This is a genomic window from Kitasatospora sp. NPDC059408 (assembly GCF_042751525.1).
GTDB lineage: Bacteria > Actinomycetota > Actinomycetes > Streptomycetales > Streptomycetaceae > Kitasatospora.
On the sequence record NZ_JBHYWI010000086.1, the window covers coordinates 12,681 to 35,269 of the forward strand.

Sequence of the window (22,589 nt, forward strand, 5' to 3'; positions counted from 1 at the left end):
AGCCCCGGGGTCCTTCAGGTCCCGACGAGTCACAGGCGGGGTGCGGTGTCGCCGGGCACCTCCGTGCCGGAAGCACGACGGTGACCGGTTACTGCCGGTGGTCAAGTCCGGTGACGCGGTCAGCCCTTGACCGAGACGAGCTGGAACTTCTCGTTGGCCCAGCCCTCGTTGCTGCAGTCCCACAGGACGATGGGCGTGTTGTTGTTCCAGACGGGGCCCGCGCCGGTGACGTTGAGGCAGCGTCCGCTGGCGGGGTTGCGCAGCTGGCCGGTCGGCGTCCACTCGAACTTCTCGTTGGCCCAGCTCTCGGTGCTGCAGTCCCAGGCGACGATGGGGGTGCCGTTGTCCCACACGGGGCCGGCGCCGAAGACGTTGAGGCAGCGGTTGCTCGCGTAGTTGTAGATGTGGCCGTCGGCGGTGAGCTGGAAGTGTTCGTTGTTCACGTCGGCGCAGTCGACCAGGATGAGTTTGGTGCCGTTGGGCCAGACGGGGCCCGCGCCGGTGAGGTTGAGGCAGCGTCCGCTGGCGGGGTTCTTGATGAGACCCACCGGATTGGACATCTCGTTGTCGGCGATGACACGGAACTTCTCGTTGGCCCAGCCCTCGTTGCTGCAGTCCCAGGCGACGACGGGGGTGCCGTTGTCCCACACGGGGCCCGCGCCGGTGACGTTGAGGCAGCGTCCGCTGGCGGGGTTGCGCAGCTGCCCGGTCGGCGTCCACTCGAACTTCTCGTTGGCCCAGTCGGCGTTGCAGTCCCACAGGACGATCGGTGTGCCGTTGTTCCAGACCGGGCCCGCGCCGGACACGTTGAAGCAGCGGTTGCTCGCGGGGTTGTAGATGTGGCCGTCCGCGGTGAGCTTGAACTGCTCGTTGTCCGCTCCGAGGGTGCAGTCCCAGACGCCGATCGGCGTGCCGTTGTTCCAGGCGGGTCCCGCGCCGGCGGCGTTGAGGCAGCGTCCGCTGCCGGGGTTGAGGACGGCGTAGGAGCGGTCGGTCCGGGCGGTGATCCAGGCGCCGAGGTCGTCGGTGCGGGTGGCGGTGGCGCCGGTGCGGGTCTCGGCGGCGGGCGCGTCGAGGCAGCCGCCCTGCCAGGAGCGGGTGGCTACGGCGGCGAGTTCCGTCTTGCCGCCGTTGTCGCGCAGCAGCGGAGCTCCGGCGTCGCCCTGGCAGAGCGGGGCCTGGCCGTCGGCGGGGGCGGTGTCGAGCGTGGTCGCGCCGACCGCGGCGGCGGTGTGGGCGGTGGTGTGGAGCTTGCGCGGCACCCACTCGGTCGCGGTGCGGCCGTAGCCGGGGATGCGCAGGCTCTGGCCCGTGGCCGGGGCGGTGGTGGCGAGTACGGCCGGGGCGATGCCGCTGACAGGGACGGCGAGGCGGGCCATCACCAGGTCCCGGTCCGGCCGGGGGACGAGTTCGACGACGTCGTCGACCATCCCGGTGGTCGTGTTGGCGAGGTCGGCGCGGCCGATGGTGGCGGTGGTCTTGTCCTTGGGCGCGCCGGCGGTGACGGTGGACAGGTCGTTCGGCGTGTCGGTGAAGCAGCTGGCCGCGGTGAGCAGCCAGGACTGGTCGACGAGGGTGCCGGTGCAGGCCCGCTTGCCGTCGCCGATGTTCAGCTTGGCGGTGAAAGCGGTTGCGGGGTCGACGGGTTGGGCTGGAGGCGGGGTGGCGCTGGAGCCGGTGACGCGCAGCTCCAGCACGACGGCCCGGGCCTTGGGGTCGAGCGACTCACCGATGCCCACGGTCCCGTTCACACCGACGTTCACCGTCTCGGTGGGCTTCTGATCCGTTGAGAGGCTCGCCCGCACCGAACGCCCGTAGGTGGAGACCCGGTAGGCGTTGGGGACCGACAGCGCCAGATAGCCGGAAGCGCCCGGCGCGGCGAAGCAGATCGCGTCGTCGGGGTTCGGGGGCGTGGTGATCGCCCGCACCCTGATCTGGAAGCTTCCCGCCGCTCCGCAGTCGGTCAGCAGGATTCCGCCGTCACCACGGGCCAGGGTGATCCCCCGGGCCGCCAGGATCTGCGTCGAGCCCGGATAGGCGAGGGTCTCCACCGCGGCCGGCGGAGCATCGGCCGGTGCGGGAGCCGGTGACGTGTCACCGGCCGCCGCGCCCGCTGCGGTCCAGCCGGCGGCCAGGGCCACGACGGCGGCGGTGGCCGCGGCCACGGCGCCGCGAACACGTGAATGGTTTCTCATGATTCCCTATTTGATCGGCGGAAATGTGCTACCGGAAAACGGATCCAGTGGCGCCGGCCTGCCCTGTTGAGCCTGCGGCGGACAGTTGCCCGGCCTGGCATGCGGGGCCGCCGAAGAGATCTTCTGTGGCGGCCTGCGGATGCCGTCTTGGCCGCATTTCCATGAATTGATCTCCTACGGACGAAGCGGAATGGCCGGCCCTTCGTCGGGTCCCTGAGAAGTGTGCCAAGGCGCGGAGTCCGCTTGTTGGCGATGCGTCTGCCGCTTCTTCGGATCGCGTCCGCTGTTCGGCCGGCGCGGCGGCCCAGCACGAAGGTGCCGGACCCGTCCTGACCAGGGGATCGCGTGCAGGCAGTGCGCCGAAGTTCTCACCCTGCAGCCATCCGAAACCGACCAAACGGGCATTTACTCTGCTTTTGCTTCCCCTTGAACTGATCTCCGAGGTGGACTCTCATGTCTCCTCGTCGGCCTCCCTCGCCGCCGAGCGGCAGGAGCCTGTGCGGCCGGGCGGGGCGGAATGTGAACATCCATTAATTCCCGGCTGGCCGGATCGGATTACCGGATCTTGCCGGTCGGCTATGGATGCGCGCTGCCAGAAACCATCCGAACCCACATATTCTGCGAGGTATTCGTGAGCTCAGGTACGAGAGGCTTCGGGATCCGGGGAAGGAGGACGGGCCTCAGGCTGCTGTGCCGCACGGTGCTTCCGATCGCGCTGCTCGCCTCCCTGCTCTCCGCGTCCCCGGTGGCCGCCGACGAGACCCCACCCGCGCCGCCGACCCCTCAACTCACCGACCGCGGCCGGGTCCTGCAGGCCTGGAAGGACGGCGGAGCGAGCGTCAAGGCCGCCGCCGAGATCGCCCTGACCGGCACAAGCGACCAGGTCCGCCTCTTCCTCGGCACCCCCCAGAACCCCCAGGACGGCGAACTCGCCAAGGCCGAATCCAAGGACAACCGCGCCGCCGCCCTCCAGATGGTCACCGTCGGCGGCCCCCGGCTGCGCGCGGCCGCCGAGGCCGCGCTCGCCGGCACCGACCAGGACGTCGTCGCGTTCGTCACCACCGGCTGGAAGGCCCCGCTGGAGCAGGACCAGCGGGTCATGGTCTCCCAGCTCGCCGAGAGCGGCGGCCCGCACACCAAGGCCGCCGCCCTCGCGGTGCTGGACAAGCCGATCGCCGACGTCCAGGCCTTCCTCGACAAGGACCGGTTCCCGCTGGGCGACAGCGACGAGCGGGTCACGGTCTCGCAGCTCGCCGAGAGCGGCGGCCCGGCGACCAAGCAGGCCGCCCTGCTCGCCATGGAAGGCGACGCGGAGGACGTCCACACCTTCCTGGAGACCGGCCGGTCCATCGCCGCGGCCCGCGACCAGGAACACGCCACCATCGACGAACTGGTGCAGCAGGCCCAGGCGGCCGGCGACGAGGCGGTCCGCCGCAAGGACGCCGCCAAGGAGGCGTCCGACCGGGCGGTGGAGGCCGCGGAACTGGCGAGGAAAGCCACCCAGGAGGCCACTGCCGAAACACTCGCCGCCAAGAACGACGCCCAGCGCGCGGCTGCTGCAGCCGACCGCGCCGCCGAGGCCACCCAGCGCGCCGCCGACGCCGCCAGGGCCTCGATCGCCGCCGCCCAGGCCGCCGTTCGGGCCGCCAACGTCGCCTCCACGGCCGCCGGCCGCGCCGCCGCCGCCGCGGGCAGCGCCGCGCAGGCCACCGCCCGCGCCTTCGCGGCAGCCGCCGCAGGCAAGGCCGACGAGGACGCGGCCGCCTCGGCCACACAGGCGGCCCGGCAGGCCGGATACGCGGCCAAGGCCGCCGACCGCGCCTCGGGCGCCGCCTTCCAGGCCGGAATCGCGGCCGAACGGGCCGCCTCCGCGGTCGCGAACGTGAACACCGCGGCCGACGCGGCCGACGAGGCGGGCGGATACGCCGACCAGGCCGGCGCCTCCTCGGCCAAGGCCAGGCAGGCCGCCGCCCAGGCCCGCCGCAACGCCGCCGAAGCCACCCGCTCCGCCAACGCGGCCGCGAGGCTGGCCAAGGACGCCGGCCAGTACGCCGCCGAAGCCCGCGACGCCGCCAACTCCGCTGCCGACCACGCCACGAAGGCCGCCGAATCCGCGCGCAACGCCACCGCGAACGCCGGCAACGCCGCCAACGCGGCCCAGCAGTCCGCCGCCCACGCCGAGAACGCCAGGCAGGCCGCCACGGCGGCCGGCTTCGCCGTCGCCAAGGCCCGCGTGGTCGACCAGCAGGCCCGAATCGTCGAGGCCGAGAACCTCAAGGCCCGCACGGCCCGGGGCATCGTCCAGGCCCAGGACATGAAGGCCGCCTACGACGCCAGCCAGCGCGAGGCCGACGACGCCAAGACCCGCGCCCTGCGCCTGGACCAGGAGGCGGTGCAGCTCGCCGCCCGAGCCTCCCAGCCCGGCACCGACCCCGCCACCGTGGTAGCAGACGGCCGCAAGATGGCGCTCGCCGCCCTCAAGGTCCGCGGCCCGTGGGCCAAGTCCGCCGCCGAGTACGCCCTCGCCGGCAGCGACGAATCCGTCATCGACTACGTCCGCACCTCCTGGCAGACCTCCAGCCAGGAGGACGAACGCGCCGAAACCCAGTACCTCGCCGACAAGAGCGAGTACGACAGCGTCCGCACCGCCGCCGCCACCGCACTCACCGGCGACGCCGCCCAGATCCACGCCTTCCTGCAGACCGGCCGCCACACCGCGGCCCTGTCCCAGTACCGCGTCAAGGCCTCCCAGCTGATCGAGAGCGGTGGCCCCCACCTCCAAGAGGCAGCCAAGGCCGCCCTGGAGACCAACACCCCCGATTCCCTCCTCGCCTTCCTCACCCGCGGCCGGTACGACGCCAAGTCCGCCGACGACCGCGTCAAGGCCTCCCAGCTCGTCGAGACCGGCGGCGACGAGGTCAAGTCCGCCGCCCAGATCGCCCTCGAAGGCCCCTACTCGCTCCTCACCGACTTCCTCACCACCGGCCAGTACCGGGCCCAACAGCAGGACCAGCTCACCGCGGCCCACACCGCCTCCATCGACAACGCCATCAACGGCGCCGCCCAGCTGGCCGCCCTCGCCGCCCAGAACGCCGCCCAGGCCGCCCAGTCCGCAGCCATCGCCGCCGGCGCCGCCACCGACGCCGGCAACGCGGCCACGCAGGCCAACGCCGCAGCCACCGCGGCCGCAGACTTCGCCCGGCAGGCCAAGACCGCAGCCGACAGCGCCCAGGCCTCAGCCACCAAGGCGAACGGCTACGCCGCCACCGCCCGCGCCGCCCAGGCCACCGCCGCCCAGGCCGCCCGGTCAGCGCAGTACTCGGCCGTCTACGCCGAGGCCAGTGCCGCAGCCGCCCGCGAATCCGCCGCGCAGGCGTACACCGCCGTCGCCAACGCCCGCCAGTCCGCGGAGAACGCCAGCAAGAGCCGCGACGAAGCCCGCGCCATCGCCGACAGCGCCCAGAAGGAGGCCGTCACAGCCGCACGGGAGCAGCTGCTGACCGCCGCGGGCGTCCGGGTTACCCAGGCCCTCATCCAGGCGATCGGGGACCCCAGGGAACAAGCCTTCAACCTCTGGTACGACCAGTTCTCCACCTTCGGCCACATCGTTCTCGACGTCGCCAGCTTCCTTCCCTACGTCGGCCCCGTGGCCGCCGGAGCCAACTGCGCGTGGTACGCCGGAGAGTACTTCGCCGACTACGCCAGCGGCGAGGACCTCTTCTGGTCCTGCGTCAGCATCGTCCCCGGCGCCCGGCTCCTGCGGTTTGGCGGCAAGTACTTCAAGTGGGCCGCAAAGCTCGACGCAGCCGGCAGCGCCCTGTCCAGGTGGACCAACAACCTGATCAGCAAGGCACCGATCCTGCGCCGGCTCGTCGACGCACCGTCCTGCCCCAACGGCGTCCCCGGCCTTCCCAACAGTTTCCCCGCCGGCACCGGCGTCCTCATGGGCGACGGAACCACCCGCCCCATCGAACGGATATCCACCGGCGACACCGTCACCGCCACCGACCCCGCAACCGGAACCACCGGCCCGCGGACCGTCGACGACACCATCTACACCCCCGACGACACCAACTTCACCGAACTCACCGTCACCACCCCCGACGGCGCCGCGAAGTCCACGGTCACCTCCACCGACCACCACCCCTACTGGGTCCAGAACACCGGCCAGTGGACCGACGCCGCCGAAGTCCGCCCCGGCGACACCCTGCGCACCGACACCGGCGCCACCGCCCAGGTCGCCTCCACCCGGCACTGGACCGGCCTCGCACCCGCCTACAACCTCACCGTCCACGACCTCCACACGTACTACGTACTCGCAGGCACCACCTCCGTCCTCGTCCATAACTCGACCCCCTGCTTCATCCCCAAGGACATCTTCGATCGACTCCCCACGTGGATCGAGAACGCGGATTACCGGCAGAAGACGTGGGGGCAGGCCTTCAGGATGGGCGGCGACGGGATTTCAATCCGAGAGCTGTTCGGGCCCATGATGCACAGCGGAGAACTTCCGGGAATGTCGAAAGAAATCGAAGATTTTCTTTTCGCGAAATTCGGCCAGAAAAGCTGGCCGCACACGCACGTTGAGACGATACTCGCATGGATGATCCGGAAGTCCATTCAAGGGGCGGGGGGGAATCCTGGAAACCTTGGGATTCATGTCGTGATCAATAATCTCAAGGGGATGTGCGGTAAAGGTGCGCCAGCGTGGGCTATAAACTGCTTCAACGCCGTTCAGCAGATTCTTCCAGTTGGCCAGACCCTTACTGTGTGGGTCAATGAGGGTGGTAAAATGCGCAGTATTCCCATCGAGGGCTTGGCGATACTGGAGAAGGCGGCGGAGTGATCCTGACCATCCATGTTGACGGCGAGAGCCGCCGCCCGAAGACCCGACAGGAAGAGGATCGCCTTATCGGCAGGGTGCTGGGGGGCCTGAAGTACGGGGACAATGCCTGGTTTGCACTGGATTTTAATCGCGCCGACGAGGAATCGTTCCCGGATAGCGCACTCATCGTTTCGGTGAACACATCGACTGGATTCGGTGGGGTTGTCTGGCTTACGAGTCGGAATTATCCGAAGCAAGGCGGAGTCTATGACTCTGTCTGGGTGTCCGATAATCCTGCGCCACCGACAAGCGATCCGAATGTACTCTCAGAGCCGCATGCCCCCATTGTCATGGATCCAGCCAGTACCTTTCCGGTTGCTGAACTGCGAAAAGTCATCGAGGAATTCTGTCGGGATAAAACAGGGGAAAGGCCAAGCTGTATCGGCTGGGTCGCAGGAAATATCGGCGGCGAGCGTGCGGACAAGGAGCATGACGCAGACCTCGACAGCCAGGCCGCTGCCAGCGCGCAAGCCGTGCTGGACGCCCTGACGGCATACATCGAGTCCGGAGACCACCCCGCCAGCTAGAACCGACCGTACCGTCGTGGCGAGGCTTCAGTCTGCTGAAGCCTCGCCACGTGTACTTCATGGCCTTGGAATTCCTCGGCCCGGTTTCACCATGGCCCGCCGCCACACCTCCCGCTGCCGTTGGCCAACGATCCGCTCAGACAACAGATCGAGCCGGTTATCGAACGGGCGAGCCAATCAACCTGGTCGCGACAGGTCAGAGGTTGCGCCACGTGTGCTCACCCTCGGCGACGCGGCGTTGGGCTGCGACCCCGACGGCGTCTACTACAGTCCGTCCGGCTACGCGTCGACGCCCTAAGCGGAGGTCGTGCCCGGATGCGCGAGCACGTCGAGGACTTCGTCCGGTACACGGCCGACCCGGACCCACGGGTACGGCAGGCCGCCGTCCCGGCTCTGGGGATGTTCCTCAGCGCTCCTGGATGCCCCTCTCTCGGGTCACGCGGAGGGCTGTTCGGCGCGCGTCCTGAGGGCGTCGAGCTCCCGGCGCCAGCCGCCGGTGTTGTCCTCGACCGCCTTGTCGCGCAGTGCCTCGGACCCGGCCAGTTTCGCGAACCCGCTCTCGACCACGCGCAGCCGCGTCTTGCCGTCCTCCGGCGTCAGCGTGAACTCCACGAGGGTGCTGTTGTCCTCGCGCAGTTCTTCTCCGGGAACGCGCTGGCCCAGCGGTAGGCCAGGTAAGTCGGCGGTTCGACCTTCTCCACGCGCACCGCGAAGTCGCCGTACTACGGGTTCTTCGCCACCACCTCCTCGCCTTCCCTGGCCACGGTGCCGGGAAGGCTCGCCTTGTCGGCCACCCGGAATCCGGGCTCGGCCACCAGTGACTGGACTCGCTCCAGTGATGCCTCGATCAGCGTTTCGCGTTCGATCCCGCGCCGCAGACCGGACATCCTGCTGGCCGACCGGGGCTACGACCACGACAAGTACCTCAAGGTTCCAACCTGGGTGCCTACCGCTGGGGCGTCGAGCGCACCATCGCCTGCGCTCCAGCCGACGGGTGAGCGGTTCGATTGGCCGGTGCCAGGTGAGTTTGACCGCCCGGTTTGCGGGTTTACGGTCCGGAACTCCCGCTCCGCCGCCCTCTTGGCCGGCACGGTAGCCGATGGGCGCCGACTGACCCACGAGGACCTGGACACTCTGGTCTCGGCGTCGAGCCGGTCGGGTGCGCGGGTGGTCGATTACCTGCGCGGTGTCCTGCGCGCCCACCAGGCGCTGCCCGAACGCGATGACCCCCCTCCCACCTCGAATGCGACCTGGCCCGCGTCACCACCCGCCGGCCCGAGCATGCCCCGTTGCTGCGGGCCTACGTCCGCTGGTCGCCACTGCCCCGCGCCCGCCGCCGCAGTCACCGCGCCTACGCCCTTCGAGAACGCCGTCACACTGGCCAACGCCATCGTGTCCCGCCACACGGACGCCAGCACCGAGGGGGGCTGGAGTTATTCACCCAAATGCGGACACAATGGTTGACAAGTAGCCATTCGACGAGGTGGTGAACCTCAATGTCCGGTGGCACACCTGCCAAGCGCACGACAGAGGGGTTGCTGCGAAGTCGCATCGACGCGCTGATCGCCCAGATCGACGCGGCTCAGTCCAGCCTCGCCTCGATCGAGCCCGAGGAATTACGCGAGCGCATCGAGATCCGCCTTCGGATCGAGCTGGGTCGACGCCGCAAGGAAGCCCGGGAACTGTCCGCCGCAGTGTCGGACGGCCCGCCGGGCCAGGTGTGGACCGACCTTTTCGTACTGCAGACCGACCTGACCGGACTCTTCGAGGAGATCCTCGCCCTGGTTGAGGGCGCTGCGCTGCGGGCAGCCGGCGCGGACGAGGGCTACTGCGGCCTGGCCGACGCGCTTATCGACGAGATCGTCAAGAAGACCGACGTCCCCTGGGGCGCCTTCACCGTGCTAGGCAGCCGGGAGTTCTACGCGCGCAGTACTCGGGTCATCCGCGTAAGGTACCCGGGCCGGTCCTTCTGGGAACTGCCCGTGGCGGTGCACGAGCTCGGTCACTTCCTCGGTCCGGAGCTGAAGCGGGCCGATGGCGCGCGGTCGGTGCACCCGTTCGAGGGCCTGCTGGAGTCTGCCCGGGCAGACGAGCCCCACTACTGGTCCTGGCTCCACGAGATCTTCTCCGACGTGTTCGCTACCCATGTTCTCGGTCCGTGCTACGGCCTGACCTGCGCCTTCGACCGCTTCGATCCGGTGGAGGCGCGCGACGACTCCGCAACGCACCCCGCACCGAACACCCGGATGGCGGTGATCACGGCGGCGCTCGACGGAAGCGGGGCAGTTGAGGACTACGCCTGGGTCCGGGACGCCATGGTGACGGCCTGGCAGTCGAGCACTGGGGAGGCGGGAACGGCGGATGGGAGGGACGGGCGGGGCGTGCTTCCCGAGCCGTTCAGCAGTTGGTTCGCCGCCTCCTCGGACCTGATCGCCGAGTTCCTCCCGACGGCCGGGTACGACGGTTGGCTGCACGCGATGCTGCTGGCCCATCGACTGACTGCCGCCGACGCGTCCCACAACACGTCCCTCGACGTGTCCGGCGACAGCTCGGACGGCCAACGGATTCGCAACGTGGTCAACGCGGCCTGGCTGGTCCGCCTTCGCGGTGTCGACGACAGTGCCGACCGGCGCATCGCCCGGCAGGCGCGGAGGTTGATCGCTTCCGGCGGTTCGGAGGTGGCGTGATGCCCTTGTCGATGATGTTGCAGGGGCGGATCGAGGCGCTGGAGAGCCATCTCAACCGGGCCCGTGACGCCGCCGAGAGCCGGCTCCCTCTGGAAGGCTCCCCGGTGCGCGAGGAGGACTGGAAGAACGCATTCGAGAGCGTCCATGACGAGTCGCAGATCGAGCTCGTAAAGCTGGCGAATCTGAGAGATCGGCTGGACGGCGATGACGGCCTCGCCCTCGGGGAGGGCTGGCGGCAATTCGCCACCATTCAAGAGGAGAGCGAACGGATATTCCGGGAGTGCCTGGAGCTGCTGGGCGGACTGGTGTTCCGTGATCGGAGGCTGGACGGCGATATCTGCCATCTCGCGGATGCCCTGATGAGGGAGCAGGCAGCCCACGTCGGAAAGGCGCCTGCGATTGCGATTCCCTCGCACGATGCCGCTGTCACGGCGGCACCGAGGCGCATCGCTCATGTGCGGTTCCCGGAGTGGGATGTATGGACGCTGCCGCTCGTCGCGCACGAGTACGGCCGGCTGGCGATCACCGAGAGCAAGACGATCAAAACCTTCATGGAGGAGCTGGAGGCCAATGCCGTCCGTGAACTGGGGGTGGGGCGGCCGGAGGTCGAGCAGCGGGTCCGGCTGCTGCTCGCGGATGCCTTCGGGGCCTTCACGACCGGGCCGGCCTATGCCTGTGCACTGATGCTGCTGCGGCTCGACCTGATATCGGCGACGCCTGCTTCCCGGGCGCTGGTCGACCAGCGGGTGCGCATGGTCTGCGGGATGGTGGATGCGGCTGACGATGCCGTGGACCACCGAATCCAGAACGGCATTCACGGAACTCTTGCCACGTGGTGGAAGGAGGCGATCAATTCCCTGCCGCCGCCCCTGCCCGGGCCGGGCGGGCCGCTGGACGGCCTGACAATCGATCCAGGGTCCGTCTACAAGCAATTCTCCCAATACTCATGGCCTTATGTCGGATATGACCAGGAGAACTGGTTGAGAGCGCAGGAGTGGGGCACGGCATGGCTGAAACAGCTCGAATTGAATAATGATCCGGTGAAACCGAAAATCGTGGAAACGGACAAGCTGCGCGACGTGCTCAATGCCTCCTGGTACGTGCGGATGCGCCGGCCGGAATGGACGACAAAAGGAGCCGGCATCACCCGTAGCCTTTGTCAGGAAATCGCGGACGCCCAGCAGAGGCCGAGAAAAAAGAAGTCCGGCCGCGCCACGCCCAAGCCCAAGCCCGAGCCGGCGAGGTGGTAGCGATGACCGATGCGATCGCACCACGGTCCTCCGCCGCGGACCCCCGGCGTCCCGTCGCGGGCGCGCAGCACTGGGATCGCGCCGGCTCCCCGGTGGAGCAGCTGATCGCCGAGCTGGCGAATGCTCGCGAGGCGCTCATGACCGGCCGCGAAGCCGAAGCCGCCCGTTTGACGGCCAAGCTGCTAGCGAAGATCACTGCCGCGCTGGCGAGCCGTGTCCCCGAAAGTGAGCAGCCGCGGCTTCGGCTGCTTGAGGCCAGTGCGATGACCGTGATCGGGTGCGCGCTGCTGCCGATCGATCGCGGTGCGGCACATCAGGCTTTCGAGGCGGCTGCCGACCGCTTCGAGACCGCCGACCTGTCCCGTTCCAATGTCGATCTCCCGGCGCTGGCGGACTACGGAACGGCGCTGGCAGAGCTGGACCGGACGGACGAGGCCGTCGATGCGGTCATCCGTGCCCTCGAACGGCGGCTGCCAGTCCCCGTGGACGTGGTTCTGCGGATCGCCGACGCGTCGGCCAGTGGGAAAGGGTCGGCGGAGCAGGGGACGCTTCGGGGCGCTGGGTCCGGGCAGCGACGGCGCGGCGAGCTCCTGTCAGCCGCGTGGGAGGCAGGGCTCGTGGACCCGCGTTTGGCCGAACGGCTTGCCGAGGTCGAGCGGGACAACGACCGGCCTGCTGGGGCCGCAGCCTGGTACGACGAGGCGGGGACGGGCTACATGGGCCAGGGCCGGCTGGAGGAAGCGCTCAGGTGCTTCGACCTCGCGGTCGCTCTGGCGCCCGAGCACCCGGACCCCCGAACGGGCCGAGCCTACGTGCTCGCCCAGCTCGACCGGCCCGAAGAGGCGCTGCCGGCGGCTCAGGACGTCGTGGCGCGGGACCCCGAACAGCACCGGGCCCGCGCGCTGGCCGCGCAGCTTATGGCCCTGGACGGGCGTCCAGACGAGGCGCTGCGCTACCTCGAACCCGGGTTGGCCCACCCCCCTGTCGACCCGGAGCTGTTGGAGGCCCGTGCGCGTGTGCTGGCGATGGAGGGCCGTTGGTCGGAGGCCCGTGACGCGGTGAGCGAGGCCCGCGAGTTGTGGCCGGCCCATGCCGACCTGCGGCGCCTCGATGCTCAGCTGCTGGCACTGCAGAACCAGTACGAGGCAGCGATCGAGGTGCTGCGCGGGCTCGTCGCGGATGGTGCGGCCGACCGGGACGACCGGCTCCAGGTGATCCAGCTCATGGCGAACCTCGGCGCGTTCGAACGCGCACTCGCGGAGACCGACAATGCACTGCTGTCCCACCCCAGGTGGGTACCGCTGATCACAGCACGGGCGCTGCTTCTCAACGAACTGGGCCGCCCGCAGGAGGCGCTCGGCGCGGCGCAGCAGGCGCTCGCGCTGGACGACAGCTGGGCGCCGGCCGTGGACGCCGAGGCCGAGGCGTTGGAGAGGCTCGGCCGGCCGGAGGAGACGCTCAGCCTACGTCGGCGCCTGGTCGACCTGCTGCCGGACGATCCGGACGCCCGAGCCGCGCTGGCCGGTCTGCTCATCGAGCGCGGAGACTACACCGAGGCAGCTGCCGTGGCGCAGGCGGGCGTGGCCCAGCATCCGGACGACCTGGTGTTCCCGGCGCTCCTGGGCCGGGCGTTGATGCTGGCCGGGCGGTTCGAGGACGCCAGGCCGCCGTTGGAAGAGGCGGTGCGGCGGTCGGAGGAGAGCATTGAGGCCGCGGACAGGGGCATGTCTGAGCGGGTTCGGAAGGCCACCGCACAGACACATGCCGATCTGGGACAGACACTACGCCTTCTGGGCGACCCTGCGGCCGCCCGTCCGCAGCTGGACCGGGCGCTGGAACTCGACGGGGACAACCCGTACTTCCTCGCCAACCAGGGTCAGGTACTCGCGGAGTTGGACGACCCGGACGCCGAGAAGCTGCTGCGCGAGGCCCTGAAACAGGACGACAAGCTCGGCTGGATCCACGCGGAACTCGGAGACCTGCTACGCCGTCGGGACCGGTCGGCCGAGGCGCTCGCATCGCTGACCAGGGCAATTCAGCTGGACCCGGAGAATTCCTGGGCCTGGGCCTGTAGAGGAGCCACCGAACACGGGCTCGGCGAGTACGAGGCCGCACTCGTCTCGCTCGATCAGGCGCTGCGCCTGGACCCGGAATACGCATGGGCATGGGCGCTGCGGGGCAGCGTCCTCATGGACATCGACCGGCCGACGGAGGCCGAGGCGGCTTTCGGACGGGCCGTGGAACTCGAAGGGTCGGAGCGCGGATCGCCGCTCGGCTGGGCGTGGACGGCCCTTGGCTGGCTCTTCGAGGTGCTCGGGCGCCGAACCGAGGCCGGTGAACGCTTCCTGACGGCGCTCGAAGCCGACGAGGACGAGATCTGGGCCGAGATCGGGCTGGCCGACCTGCTGCTACAGGAAGGAGCTGCGGAGGCCGAACCACGGTTCAGAGCGGTGCTGGCCCGAGTGCCGGGAACCGACATGATGGAACTCGCCGAGCTCGGCTGGTGTCACCTCCGCCTGGGGGAATTCGCGCAGGCGAGCCGTGAGTTCGCCGAGGCGCTGCTGCTCGACGAGGAGGTGCACGCACTCCACTTCGATCTGGCGCTCGCGCTGCTCGGCACCGGCCCGGCCGAGCGCGCCCTGGCGACCTATGAACAGGCTGCGGCCAAGGTCCGGGCCGTACCGCACGACGGACGGCGCAGGTCGCTGTTCCGCGTGGCGGATCACGACCTGTCGGTGGTGTTGGCCCAGCCCGGTTTCGCGGCACCCGAGGTGCCCACGCTGGCCGCGATCCGCGCGCTGCTGCGGCCGGACGGCGCGGGCAAGAGAGAACCGGACCGGACCGTCACGGGAGGAACGTCATGACCACAGCACCCATCCCCCGTTTCATCCCCGCCATCTACACCTGCGCTGCGCACGGCCAAGACCTCACCGAGTCCGTCAAGCAGAAGGCACTCGGCGACCCGACTGTGGTGGCCAGCTTCGGCTTCTCACGGGACACCGGGCGGTCACCCGGGCCGCAGAAGTTCCGCGTGATCGTCCAGTGCCCCGGTAAGAGCGGTGATGGTCGTACCGGTTTGGCGCGGCGCCTGACGGGACCGGGTCGGCGGGCACAGGGGCTCGCGGGAGCCGACAGCGGATCCCACGACGTCCAGTGCGACGGAACAGTGCAGCCATGAACACCCCGACCTCCGACACGCTGCGGTGGCAGAAGGCTGCCGACGCGCTCGCGCCCGACCAGTCACTGCAACGGGTCGCGGCCAACGCGAAGTTCGTCATCGCGACCGTCACGGTGGTCGGCACCGCGCTCACCGCCCTGGGGCTGGTCAGCGTGGACCAGCTGTCGCACCGTCCGCTGGCCCGCGCGTTCGCGTTGATCGCCATCGTCCTGACCCTGGCCGCGGTGCTTATGGCGCTGCGCTACCTCGTCCTGCGCAGCCGCGCGGTCGCCCTGGACAACCTGCTCGATGTGGAGGCCTGGTACAAGGAGGAGCTGGGGCTTTCCATCTGGGTGAGGGCGGCCGGCTGGCTGCTGTTCTCCGCGGTCCTCTGCGCGGGCCTGGCCGGGCTGACGGCAGCGGTGACCGCGGATCCCTGGTACCAGGTCGGCCTCCAGAGCTCCGGTCTGGCGGGCACGACCAGCCTGAGTGCGACGGCCTCCGCAAACGGTGTGAGCCGCGGCGCGCTGGCCCAGGCGACGGTGACGGCCAAGGACGCAGGCGGAGTGGAGACCGTGGTGCTGCGGACCGCCCGGACGGCCGACTCGGGAGGCACCGCACGCATCGACGCCACGGTGCCGGTCACCGGGCACTACCAGTCGTTCACCATCGTGCTGACCTCGCAAGGCCAGCAGCGGGCGACGATGACCGTCCCGGCGACCTGACGGGCCAACACGGCTGTTCTCGGGGCGACTACTCGCCGGTACCGGTCGGCGGCGCGGGAACGCTTTCGCCGGCAGGATCATCGCGGGGCACGAGCCCGGGACGCCAGTCGTTTTTCACCCTGAACTCCGACGGCGAACCCGGCATCGCGTACCTGGCCCAACAGCAGAATCGGCGCGCCGGCCGTCGCGTATAGCGACGCGGACCGCCACGATCAACTGGCCGTCGCGCTGAAGCCCAGCGGCGGCCCATGGCAGTTCGGCACGGCCGATCCGTCGACCACCGGGACCCGCCGCCAGGTGCGGACTTCCTCGGGCGGATGAAGGCGCAGGGAACGGCGGTGTCGGCGGAACTCAAGCCCGGCCCGGACGGCACCTGGGACTGTTCGGATCGTTGTCACCTGGGCGCGACACCGCGGTGCGTGGCCCCGCCCCATGGCGGGGCCGGCGCTTCTGCGGCGTTCTCAGGCCGTCACCGTCACCGTGGTGGTCTCGGGGCTGGCGCTGTTGCCCTGGTAGACGGTGTCGCCGCTGTAGACCGCGGTGATGGTGTGGGTGCCGGTGGTGCGGAAGGCGGTGACGGTCCCGGTCGCCGCGCAGTTGCCGAGGGAGAGGAACAGGTGTCCGGTCCCGAGGGTCGTGCCGGTGGTGGTGTCGGTGAACGTGACCGTGCCGGTCGGCCTGGTCGTGGCGCTCGTACTGGCCGGGCAGACGATGTCACTGAGCACGACCGGAGCGCCGACCCGGGTGCGGGAGGGCATCGCGGTCAGGGTCGTCTTCACGGGCTTGCCCGGGGTGGTGTAGCTGATGGTGATGCTCGGGGCGGCGCTGGTGATGGTGGGGCCGGTGCCGCCGGCGGGGACGAGCGACGAGCCTCCGCCTCCGCCGCCCCCGCCGCCGCTCGGACTGATGAAGGGGTTGATGTTGCCTCCGCCGCCTCCGCCGTAGTAGCCGCCGGCGCCGGCACCGCCGGTCAGGGAGGCGCCCGGGCCGCCTCCGGTGCCGCCGGTACCGAGCGTGCCGGGCCCACCGCCGAAGAACCCGCCCCCGCCGGTGCCGCCGGCCCCGCCCTGGGTGGACGTGCCCGCCCCGCCGCCGTTTCCTCCGTTGCAGGTCGCGTTCGTGCCCGGCTGGCCGGCGTCTCCGCCCGCGCTTCCGGTGCACTGGCCGGCCCAGCCGGCTCCGCCGCCGCCCGCGGCCACGATGAGGCGGGAGTCGGTGGTGGTGAGGGGTGTGGTGCCGGGCTGGGTGCGGACGTCGGAGGCGCCGCCGCCGCCTCCGCCGAAGTGGGTGCTGCCACCGCCGTTGAACCCGCCGGTGCACTGCGCGCTACCGGCGCACTGGGCGCCGCCGGTGGCGGTGCCGCCGACTTCGACGTAGAGGGTCTGCCCCCCGGAGAGCCCGGTGAGGGTGCCGGACACCTGGGCGCCCCGGCCGCCGCCGACGCCGTTGTCCTCCACGCCGCCGGCCCCGCCGATCGCCGTGACGTCGACCTGCGTGACACTGCCGGGCACGGTGAACGTCTGCTCGGCGCCGGTGGAGGCGAACGTACAGGTGGTGGTGGGGCCGGACACCGTGCAGGTGCCCTGTGCGTGGGCGGGCGCGGGCAGCGCCAGCGGGGCGACGGCCGCGGCGCAGAACACGGCGGCCGCCACGGCCGCCACCCGGCTCCGACGCCCGGACGAACCGGCATGGTGCCCGTGCGTTGAGCTCGGCCGGTCGGCGACCTCGGACAGTGGGAACGTCACGATCAGCTCCAGAAAAGGGAAGAGGGTCTCTCGGCGAGGGATCGCCTTCCGTTACTGTCGATCACATGGGCGGGGTCGCGGTTGCCCACCGAGCTGACACACCGCCGGTTCACACCGGCGGCCCCTGGCCGGGCGTTCGGCAGCACCCGAGCTGGCCGGATGCTTGAGGGTGACTGGTTGGTGGCAGACGCCGAATCGGTCAAAGGGGGCTGCCACCTTTATTCACCAGTACGAACATCTGGTTGCTGCCGCGAGCAAGGCAGAAGCTCTGTGGCGGAGGCGGCCGGTGCCGTGCGGGGCATTCGCAGCCCTGGCTCATGTCGCCGTGACTGATGCTCCCGGGCCGGCCAGGCCATCGGCAGTTGCCCTGTACACGCTGGATTTTGAGACAGCGGCTGACCGCATGCGAGAGAACGCGCCGCTCGACGGAGCAGGGCTGAAAGGCCCTGATACGCCGTCGGCGAATGTGGCCCGGGCGCCGCGCGAATGCTCGTAGGCGCTTCCATCTGATCGGCTTGTCGGCGGCTGGCCGCCTCCTACCCGGTGCCGTCACGGGACTTACGCACCGGGGGAGTTGCGCGGCCTGTCGAGGAGATACAGAGAGGGCTTCCTCGCCAGCGGCCATGCCGGCCTGCCACATGGCCGGGGCCGGTCCCATGTTCGAGGGACCCGAGGTGTGCGGCCGTCAGCGCTCTCTCTACCCGGCCCAAGCGCCGCCCCAGAGCCTGTGCGGTCGCGCCCGTCCCTACACTCCGGCACTGACATCTCACGCGGTCCGAGACCCACAGGAATCGAACAAATGGTCTCCTTGGTTGCGGGGCGGTCCGGGCAACACCCCCGGAATTTCCTCTCAGAAGCCTTGCCGGGACTGTGACCTGGGCAAATCCCCTTGGGTCGGTCGCACAGCAGCTGTCCTCCCGGTCAGGTGTCGACAAGAGCATGAACCGGCTCCCGCGCCCCGGGCGCCACCGTGTTCACCACCGGCACCCCTCGCACCACCTGTACGGGCGAATACCGCGATGACACCGTGGACAGCTCGGACGCACGGCACCCCCGCTCGATCAGGCAGGCGTACCGACCCACGCCGAAGGCCCCACCGAGCCGTGGAGACGACCCGGCTCGCCAGCCGCGGTGCCGCCGCTGCGACCGACCTCGTAAAACCCTTGCAGGTAAAAGGAGTTCACATCGATGCCCGCTACCATGCGGCTGCTCCACACCTCGGACTGGCACCTGGGCCGGACCTTCTATCGCGAACCGCTCATCGAGCACCAGCGTGCCTTCCTCGACCACATGCTGGCCGCCGTGCAGGAACACGAGGTGAACGCGGTCCTCGTCGCCGGCGACGTCTACGACCGCGCCATTCCGGGGCTGGACGCGGTCGCCCTCTACGACCACGCCCTGAACGGCCTCGCCGACCTCGGCGTTCCCGTCATCATGATCAGCGGCAACCACGACTCCCCCCGCCGTCTGGGTGTGGCCTCCCGCCTGATCGAGCGTGCCGGCATCCACCTGCGCACGGACCCGGCCACCTGTCACCTGCCCGCTGTGCTCAACGACGCCCACGGCCCCGTCGCGTTCTACGGCCTGCCCTACCTGGAACCGGCCATGACCCGCGACGAGCTCGGCGCCGGCGCCCCCACCCACGAATCCGTCCTCGGCGCCGCAATGGACCGCGTCCGCGCAGACCTCGCCACCCGGCCGGCGGGCACCCGCGCCGTCATCCTCGCCCACGCCTTCGTCACCGGCGCCGCAGAAAGCCGCGAGAGCGAACGCGACATCACCGCGGGCGGAATCCCGACGGTTCCCGCGTCTGTCTTCCACGGCGCCGACTACGTCGCCCTGGGCCACCTCCACCGCCCCCAGAAGATCACCGACCGCATCCGCTACAGCGGGTCCCCCCTGGCCTACTCCTTCGACGAGGCCCGCTACGCCAAGACCATGTGGATCGTCGACCTCCACCCCGGCGCAACCCCCGCCATCGAGCCCCTGCCCTGTCCCGTGCCCCGTCCGCTCTCGACCCTCACCGGCCGCCTGGACGACCTCCTCGGGGACCCGGTCTACGAGACGCTGCGCGATGCATGGCTGCACGTCACCCTGACCGACCCACAACGCCCCGTCCACGCGATGGACCGGCTGCGCGGCCGCTTCCCCCACGCCGTCCACCTCGACTTCGCCCCCGAAGGCGGAACCGACACCACCACCACGTCCTACGCCGCCCGCACCCGCCACCGCACCGACCTCGAGATCACCCGCGACTTCATCAGCTACGTCAGGGGAGGCCGCGAACCCGACCCCGCCGAGGCAGGCCTGCTCCTGCGCGCCGTCGAGGAAGCCCGAGTCGAGGAAATCGTGAAGGAAACCGCCTGATGCGTCTTCACCGTCTCACTCTTCAGGCCTTCGGGCCGTTCCGCACCCGCGAGAGCGTCGACTTCGACACCCTGCGCCAAGGCGGCCTCTTCCTGGTCCACGGCGCCACCGGAGCCGGCAAGTCCACCGTCTTCGACGCCGTCTGCTTCGCCTTGTACGGGGACGTCCCCGGCAAGCGCCACGCGCTGTCGCTGCGCAGCCATCACGCGGATGCTGCCACCGTGACCCAGGTCGAGCTGGAATTCACCATGGCAGGGCGCAGGCTGCGGATCACCCGTACGCCCCAGCAGGAGAAGCCGGGCCGTGTCACGCTTCGTTCGGCCACCGCCCACCTGATGGAACGGCACGCCGACACCGCCTTCGGGCAAGAGGTGTGGAAGCCGGTGGTCTCCGGACATCAGGAGACGAACAGCGAGATCAGCGCACTGCTGGGGATGAGCCGTGACCAGTTCTGCCAGGTCGTGCTGCTACCCCAGGGTGAGTTCGCCAGGTTCCTGCGGGCCGACGCCACCGAGCGGGGTGCCGTCCTGAGCCGGCTCTTCGGCACCCACCGGTTCACCGCCGTCCAACGCTGGCTCTCCGACCACGCCAAGGAGACCGGCCGCCTCCGCGACGAGGCCCAGGCGGGGGTGTGGCGTGACGCGGACCGCATCCAGCACGCCGCCGCCACGGTGGGCATCACCATCACCGCACCCACCCCTTCCCCCGACGCCCCGGACCTCACCCCCGCGCAAACGCTCGGCTGGGCTCACTCACTGGGCACCGCCGCCGACACGGCCCACCACGGCGCGCTGGCCGTACAGGCGACGGCCCGCGACGAGCACGGCGCCGCGACGAAACACGCGGAGACCGTCCACGCCCTCGCCGAGCGCCAGCACCGCCACCGCACCGCGACCCGGGCGCTCGCTGAACTCCGCGCGAAGGACGACCACTTCGGGGCACTGGAGCAGACCCTGGAGCGCGCCCTGCGCGCCGAGCCGGTACGCGCACTGCTGAACGCCCTCGACGCCGCCGACCGCGAACACACCGCGGCCGCCGAAGCACGGGACAAGGCCACGCAGAACCTGCCCGAGCCCCACACCCAGGCCGGCGACGCGGATCTGGCCACCGTCGAGAACCAGCTGGCGAACGACCTCGGACAGCTGGACGCCCTGCGCCACGACGAGCAACGAGCCGCCGAACTGACCGCCGCCCTGGCGGCCCTGGACGCGGAACTGGAGCAGGCCGAAGCCGACCAGACGGAGATCGCCGACCGACTGCAGCACGCGGACGAGGAACGCACCGAGCACACCGCCCGGCTGGAGGCGGCCCAGCAGGCCCACGTCGAAGCCGTCCGGCTCGGCGCCACGCTGCCACAGCTCGCACGCCAGCTTGACGCGGCCCGCCGGCGTGACACCCTGGCCGGCAAGAGTGCCAAGGCCCGTGCCAAGGCCGAGAAGCTGAAGGAAGCCGCACTCGCGGCCGGACGGCAGTACAGGGAGCTGCTCGATCGGCGCCTCGAAGGCATGGCCGGTGAGCTCGCCGGACAGCTGGAGGCCGACCGACCCTGCCCCGTGTGCGGCTCCCCGACCCACCCCAGGCCCGCCACTGCGGGGGAGGGCCACCCCACCCGGGAAGACGCCGCACAGGCCGACCAGGAATTCCGCAAGTCCGACAGGGCCTGGCAGAAGGCCGAAGTGGACGCCACGAAGTACGCCACGGAAGCCGAAGCGGCCCGGGAACAAGCCGGCGACGCCACGACCGCGGACCTCGAGCAGACCCACCGTGACGCCGAGCGCACCCATGCCGAACTGCTCGGCGCGGCCGCCGACATCGCACCCGCCGAAGAGCAGCTGAGGCTCTTCGACGAACAGCACGCCGAGCGCACCAAGGAACTCACGGCGATCGGCAGACGGATCGGCGACTACATCGGGCGCCAGGAAACCCACGCCGGTGAAGCCGAACTCCTCGGCCGGCGGCTGAAAGAAGCACTCGACGGGCACCCGAGCGTGGCCGACCGCATCACCCACCTGACCGGACAGCGGGCAACGATCACCGCAGCCCGCACCGCCATCCGGCACGCCGACACCACGGCGGCCAACCTCGCCCGGGCACGCAGCGGCGCCGAGGAGCAGGCCACCGATGCCGGCTTCGACACGCTCGACGACGTGCGGAAAGCACTGCTCCCACGGGGCAGGACCGACCACATGGCAGGCGAGCTCGCCACCTGGCACACCGAGCAGGCCACCCAGACGGCCACGCTGGCGGACCCGGTCGTCGCGGCGGCCGCACAGCAGGACCCCGCGGATCCCCAGGCCGCCGACACGGCCCTGGCCGAGGTCACCGAACACCTGGCCACCGCCACCGCCGCCGAGACCGCAGCCCGCACCTGCCGCGAAGCCCTGGCCTCACACATCGACAGCCTCACCGCGCACACCACCCGTCTGGGCCCGCTGGCCGAGGAGCACGCGCGCGCCAGGCACCTGGCCGAACTCGCCGCCGGAACCTCCACCGACAACCAACTGCGCATGCACCTGGAGGCCTACGTCCTCGCCGCCCGGCTCGAAGACGTCGCACGAGCGGCCAACACCCGCCTGAAGCGGATGTCCCTGGGCCGCTACCTGCTCTCCCACACCGACACCCGCTCCGGCAGGGGCCGCTCGGGTCTGGGGCTGGAGATCCTGGACCAGTGGACCGGCCAGACCCGCGACACCAAGACCCTCTCGGGAGGGGAGTCGTTCTTCGCCTCCCTGGCCCTGGCCCTCGGTCTCGCCGACATCGTCGCCCACGAGGCCGGCGGCAGCCGCCTCGACACCCTCTTCATCGACGAGGGCTTCGGCAGCCTCGACGAGGACACCCTGGACGAAGTCCTCCAAGTCCTCGACGAACTGCGCTCCCACAGCCGGGCCGTCGGAGTGGTCAGCCACGTCGCGGACCTGCGCCGGCGCATTCCCACACAGATGCACGTGCGCAAGCACGAAAACGGTTCGACCATCAGGGCCCTGGAGTGCGCACCGGCCCACTGAGCCGACCCGCGGCAGGGGGGGCCCCCCCCGCCCCCCCCCGGCCCCC

At 70.4% G+C, this 22,589-nt stretch carries 13 protein-coding genes; 9 read left to right on the forward strand and 4 right to left on the reverse strand.

Translation table 11 applies throughout. The annotated features are described in order from the left end of the window. Positions 1 to 119 precede the first annotated feature (119 nt). Positions 120 to 2,195, reverse strand: coding sequence for an RICIN domain-containing protein (locus ACFXDE_RS36780; RefSeq protein ID WP_380498742.1), 2,076 nt, complete (start codon positions 2,193 to 2,195; stop codon positions 120 to 122). Positions 2,196 to 2,895: 700 nt separating this feature from the next. On the opposite strand from ACFXDE_RS36780, the gene ACFXDE_RS36785 reads away from it, so the two are divergent. Then, positions 2,896 to 7,041 (forward strand): polymorphic toxin-type HINT domain-containing protein, encoded by a 4,146-nt coding sequence (locus ACFXDE_RS36785; protein WP_380498743.1) that lies wholly within the window; start codon positions 2,896 to 2,898, stop codon positions 7,039 to 7,041. Further along, a complete protein-coding gene (locus ACFXDE_RS36790; RefSeq protein ID WP_380498744.1) occupies positions 7,038 to 7,607 on the forward strand; it encodes an Imm1 family immunity protein in 570 nt (189 codons plus the stop codon). Before ACFXDE_RS36785 ends, ACFXDE_RS36790 begins: the two co-directional genes overlap by 4 nt. 435 nt (positions 7,608 to 8,042) lie before the next feature. On the opposite strand, the gene ACFXDE_RS36795 is transcribed toward ACFXDE_RS36790, so the two are convergent. Both ACFXDE_RS36795 and ACFXDE_RS36800 read right to left on the reverse strand, forming a co-directional pair. After that, positions 8,043 to 8,219 carry a hypothetical protein gene (locus ACFXDE_RS36795; RefSeq protein ID WP_380498745.1) on the reverse strand — a complete coding sequence of 59 codons (177 nt, stop codon included), beginning with the start codon at positions 8,217 to 8,219 and terminating at the stop codon, positions 8,043 to 8,045. Between the two features lie 110 nt (positions 8,220 to 8,329). After that, complete coding sequence (locus tag ACFXDE_RS36800) at positions 8,330 to 8,494, reverse strand: hypothetical protein (RefSeq protein WP_380498746.1); 165 nt, start codon at positions 8,492 to 8,494, stop codon at positions 8,330 to 8,332. Positions 8,495 to 9,103: 609 nt separating this feature from the next. Here ACFXDE_RS36800 and ACFXDE_RS36805 point away from each other — a divergent pair. From ACFXDE_RS36805 to ACFXDE_RS36825, 5 genes are read left to right on the forward strand one after another with little or no spacing between them, the layout of a single operon-like run. Further along, a complete protein-coding gene (locus tag ACFXDE_RS36805) occupies positions 9,104 to 10,294 on the forward strand; it encodes a hypothetical protein (protein ID WP_380498747.1) in 1,191 nt (396 codons plus the stop codon). Beyond that, a complete protein-coding gene (locus ACFXDE_RS36810) occupies positions 10,294 to 11,544 on the forward strand; it encodes a hypothetical protein (RefSeq protein WP_380498748.1) in 1,251 nt (416 codons plus the stop codon). The genes ACFXDE_RS36805 and ACFXDE_RS36810 overlap by 1 nt, the downstream gene beginning before the upstream one ends. A gap of 2 nt (positions 11,545 to 11,546) precedes the next feature. Further along, entirely contained in the window at positions 11,547 to 14,408 is a 2,862-nt protein-coding gene (locus ACFXDE_RS36815) for a tetratricopeptide repeat protein (protein ID WP_380498749.1), read from the forward strand. Next, positions 14,405 to 14,722 (forward strand): hypothetical protein, encoded by a 318-nt coding sequence (locus tag ACFXDE_RS36820; protein ID WP_380498750.1) that lies wholly within the window; start codon positions 14,405 to 14,407, stop codon positions 14,720 to 14,722. The genes ACFXDE_RS36815 and ACFXDE_RS36820 overlap by 4 nt, the downstream gene beginning before the upstream one ends. Then, complete coding sequence (locus ACFXDE_RS36825) at positions 14,719 to 15,426, forward strand: hypothetical protein (protein ID WP_380498751.1); 708 nt, start codon at positions 14,719 to 14,721, stop codon at positions 15,424 to 15,426. Before ACFXDE_RS36820 ends, ACFXDE_RS36825 begins: the two co-directional genes overlap by 4 nt. Positions 15,427 to 15,887: 461 nt before the next feature. Here the strand turns inward: ACFXDE_RS36825 and ACFXDE_RS36830 are convergent, their stop codons facing one another. Further along, positions 15,888 to 17,078 (reverse strand): Ig-like domain repeat protein, encoded by a 1,191-nt coding sequence (locus ACFXDE_RS36830; RefSeq protein WP_380498752.1) that lies wholly within the window; start codon positions 17,076 to 17,078, stop codon positions 15,888 to 15,890. 1,293 nt (positions 17,079 to 18,371) lie between these two features. On the opposite strand from ACFXDE_RS36830, the gene ACFXDE_RS36835 reads away from it, so the two are divergent. Together ACFXDE_RS36835 and ACFXDE_RS36840 are read left to right on the forward strand one after the other, a co-directional pair. Further along, positions 18,372 to 19,538, forward strand: a complete 1,167-nt coding sequence (locus ACFXDE_RS36835) for an exonuclease SbcCD subunit D (protein WP_380498754.1) — start codon at positions 18,372 to 18,374, stop codon at positions 19,536 to 19,538. Then, positions 19,538 to 22,543, forward strand: coding sequence for an AAA family ATPase (locus ACFXDE_RS36840; protein WP_380498753.1), 3,006 nt, complete (start codon positions 19,538 to 19,540; stop codon positions 22,541 to 22,543). Before ACFXDE_RS36835 ends, ACFXDE_RS36840 begins: the two co-directional genes overlap by 1 nt. Positions 22,544 to 22,589: the final 46 nt, after the last annotated feature.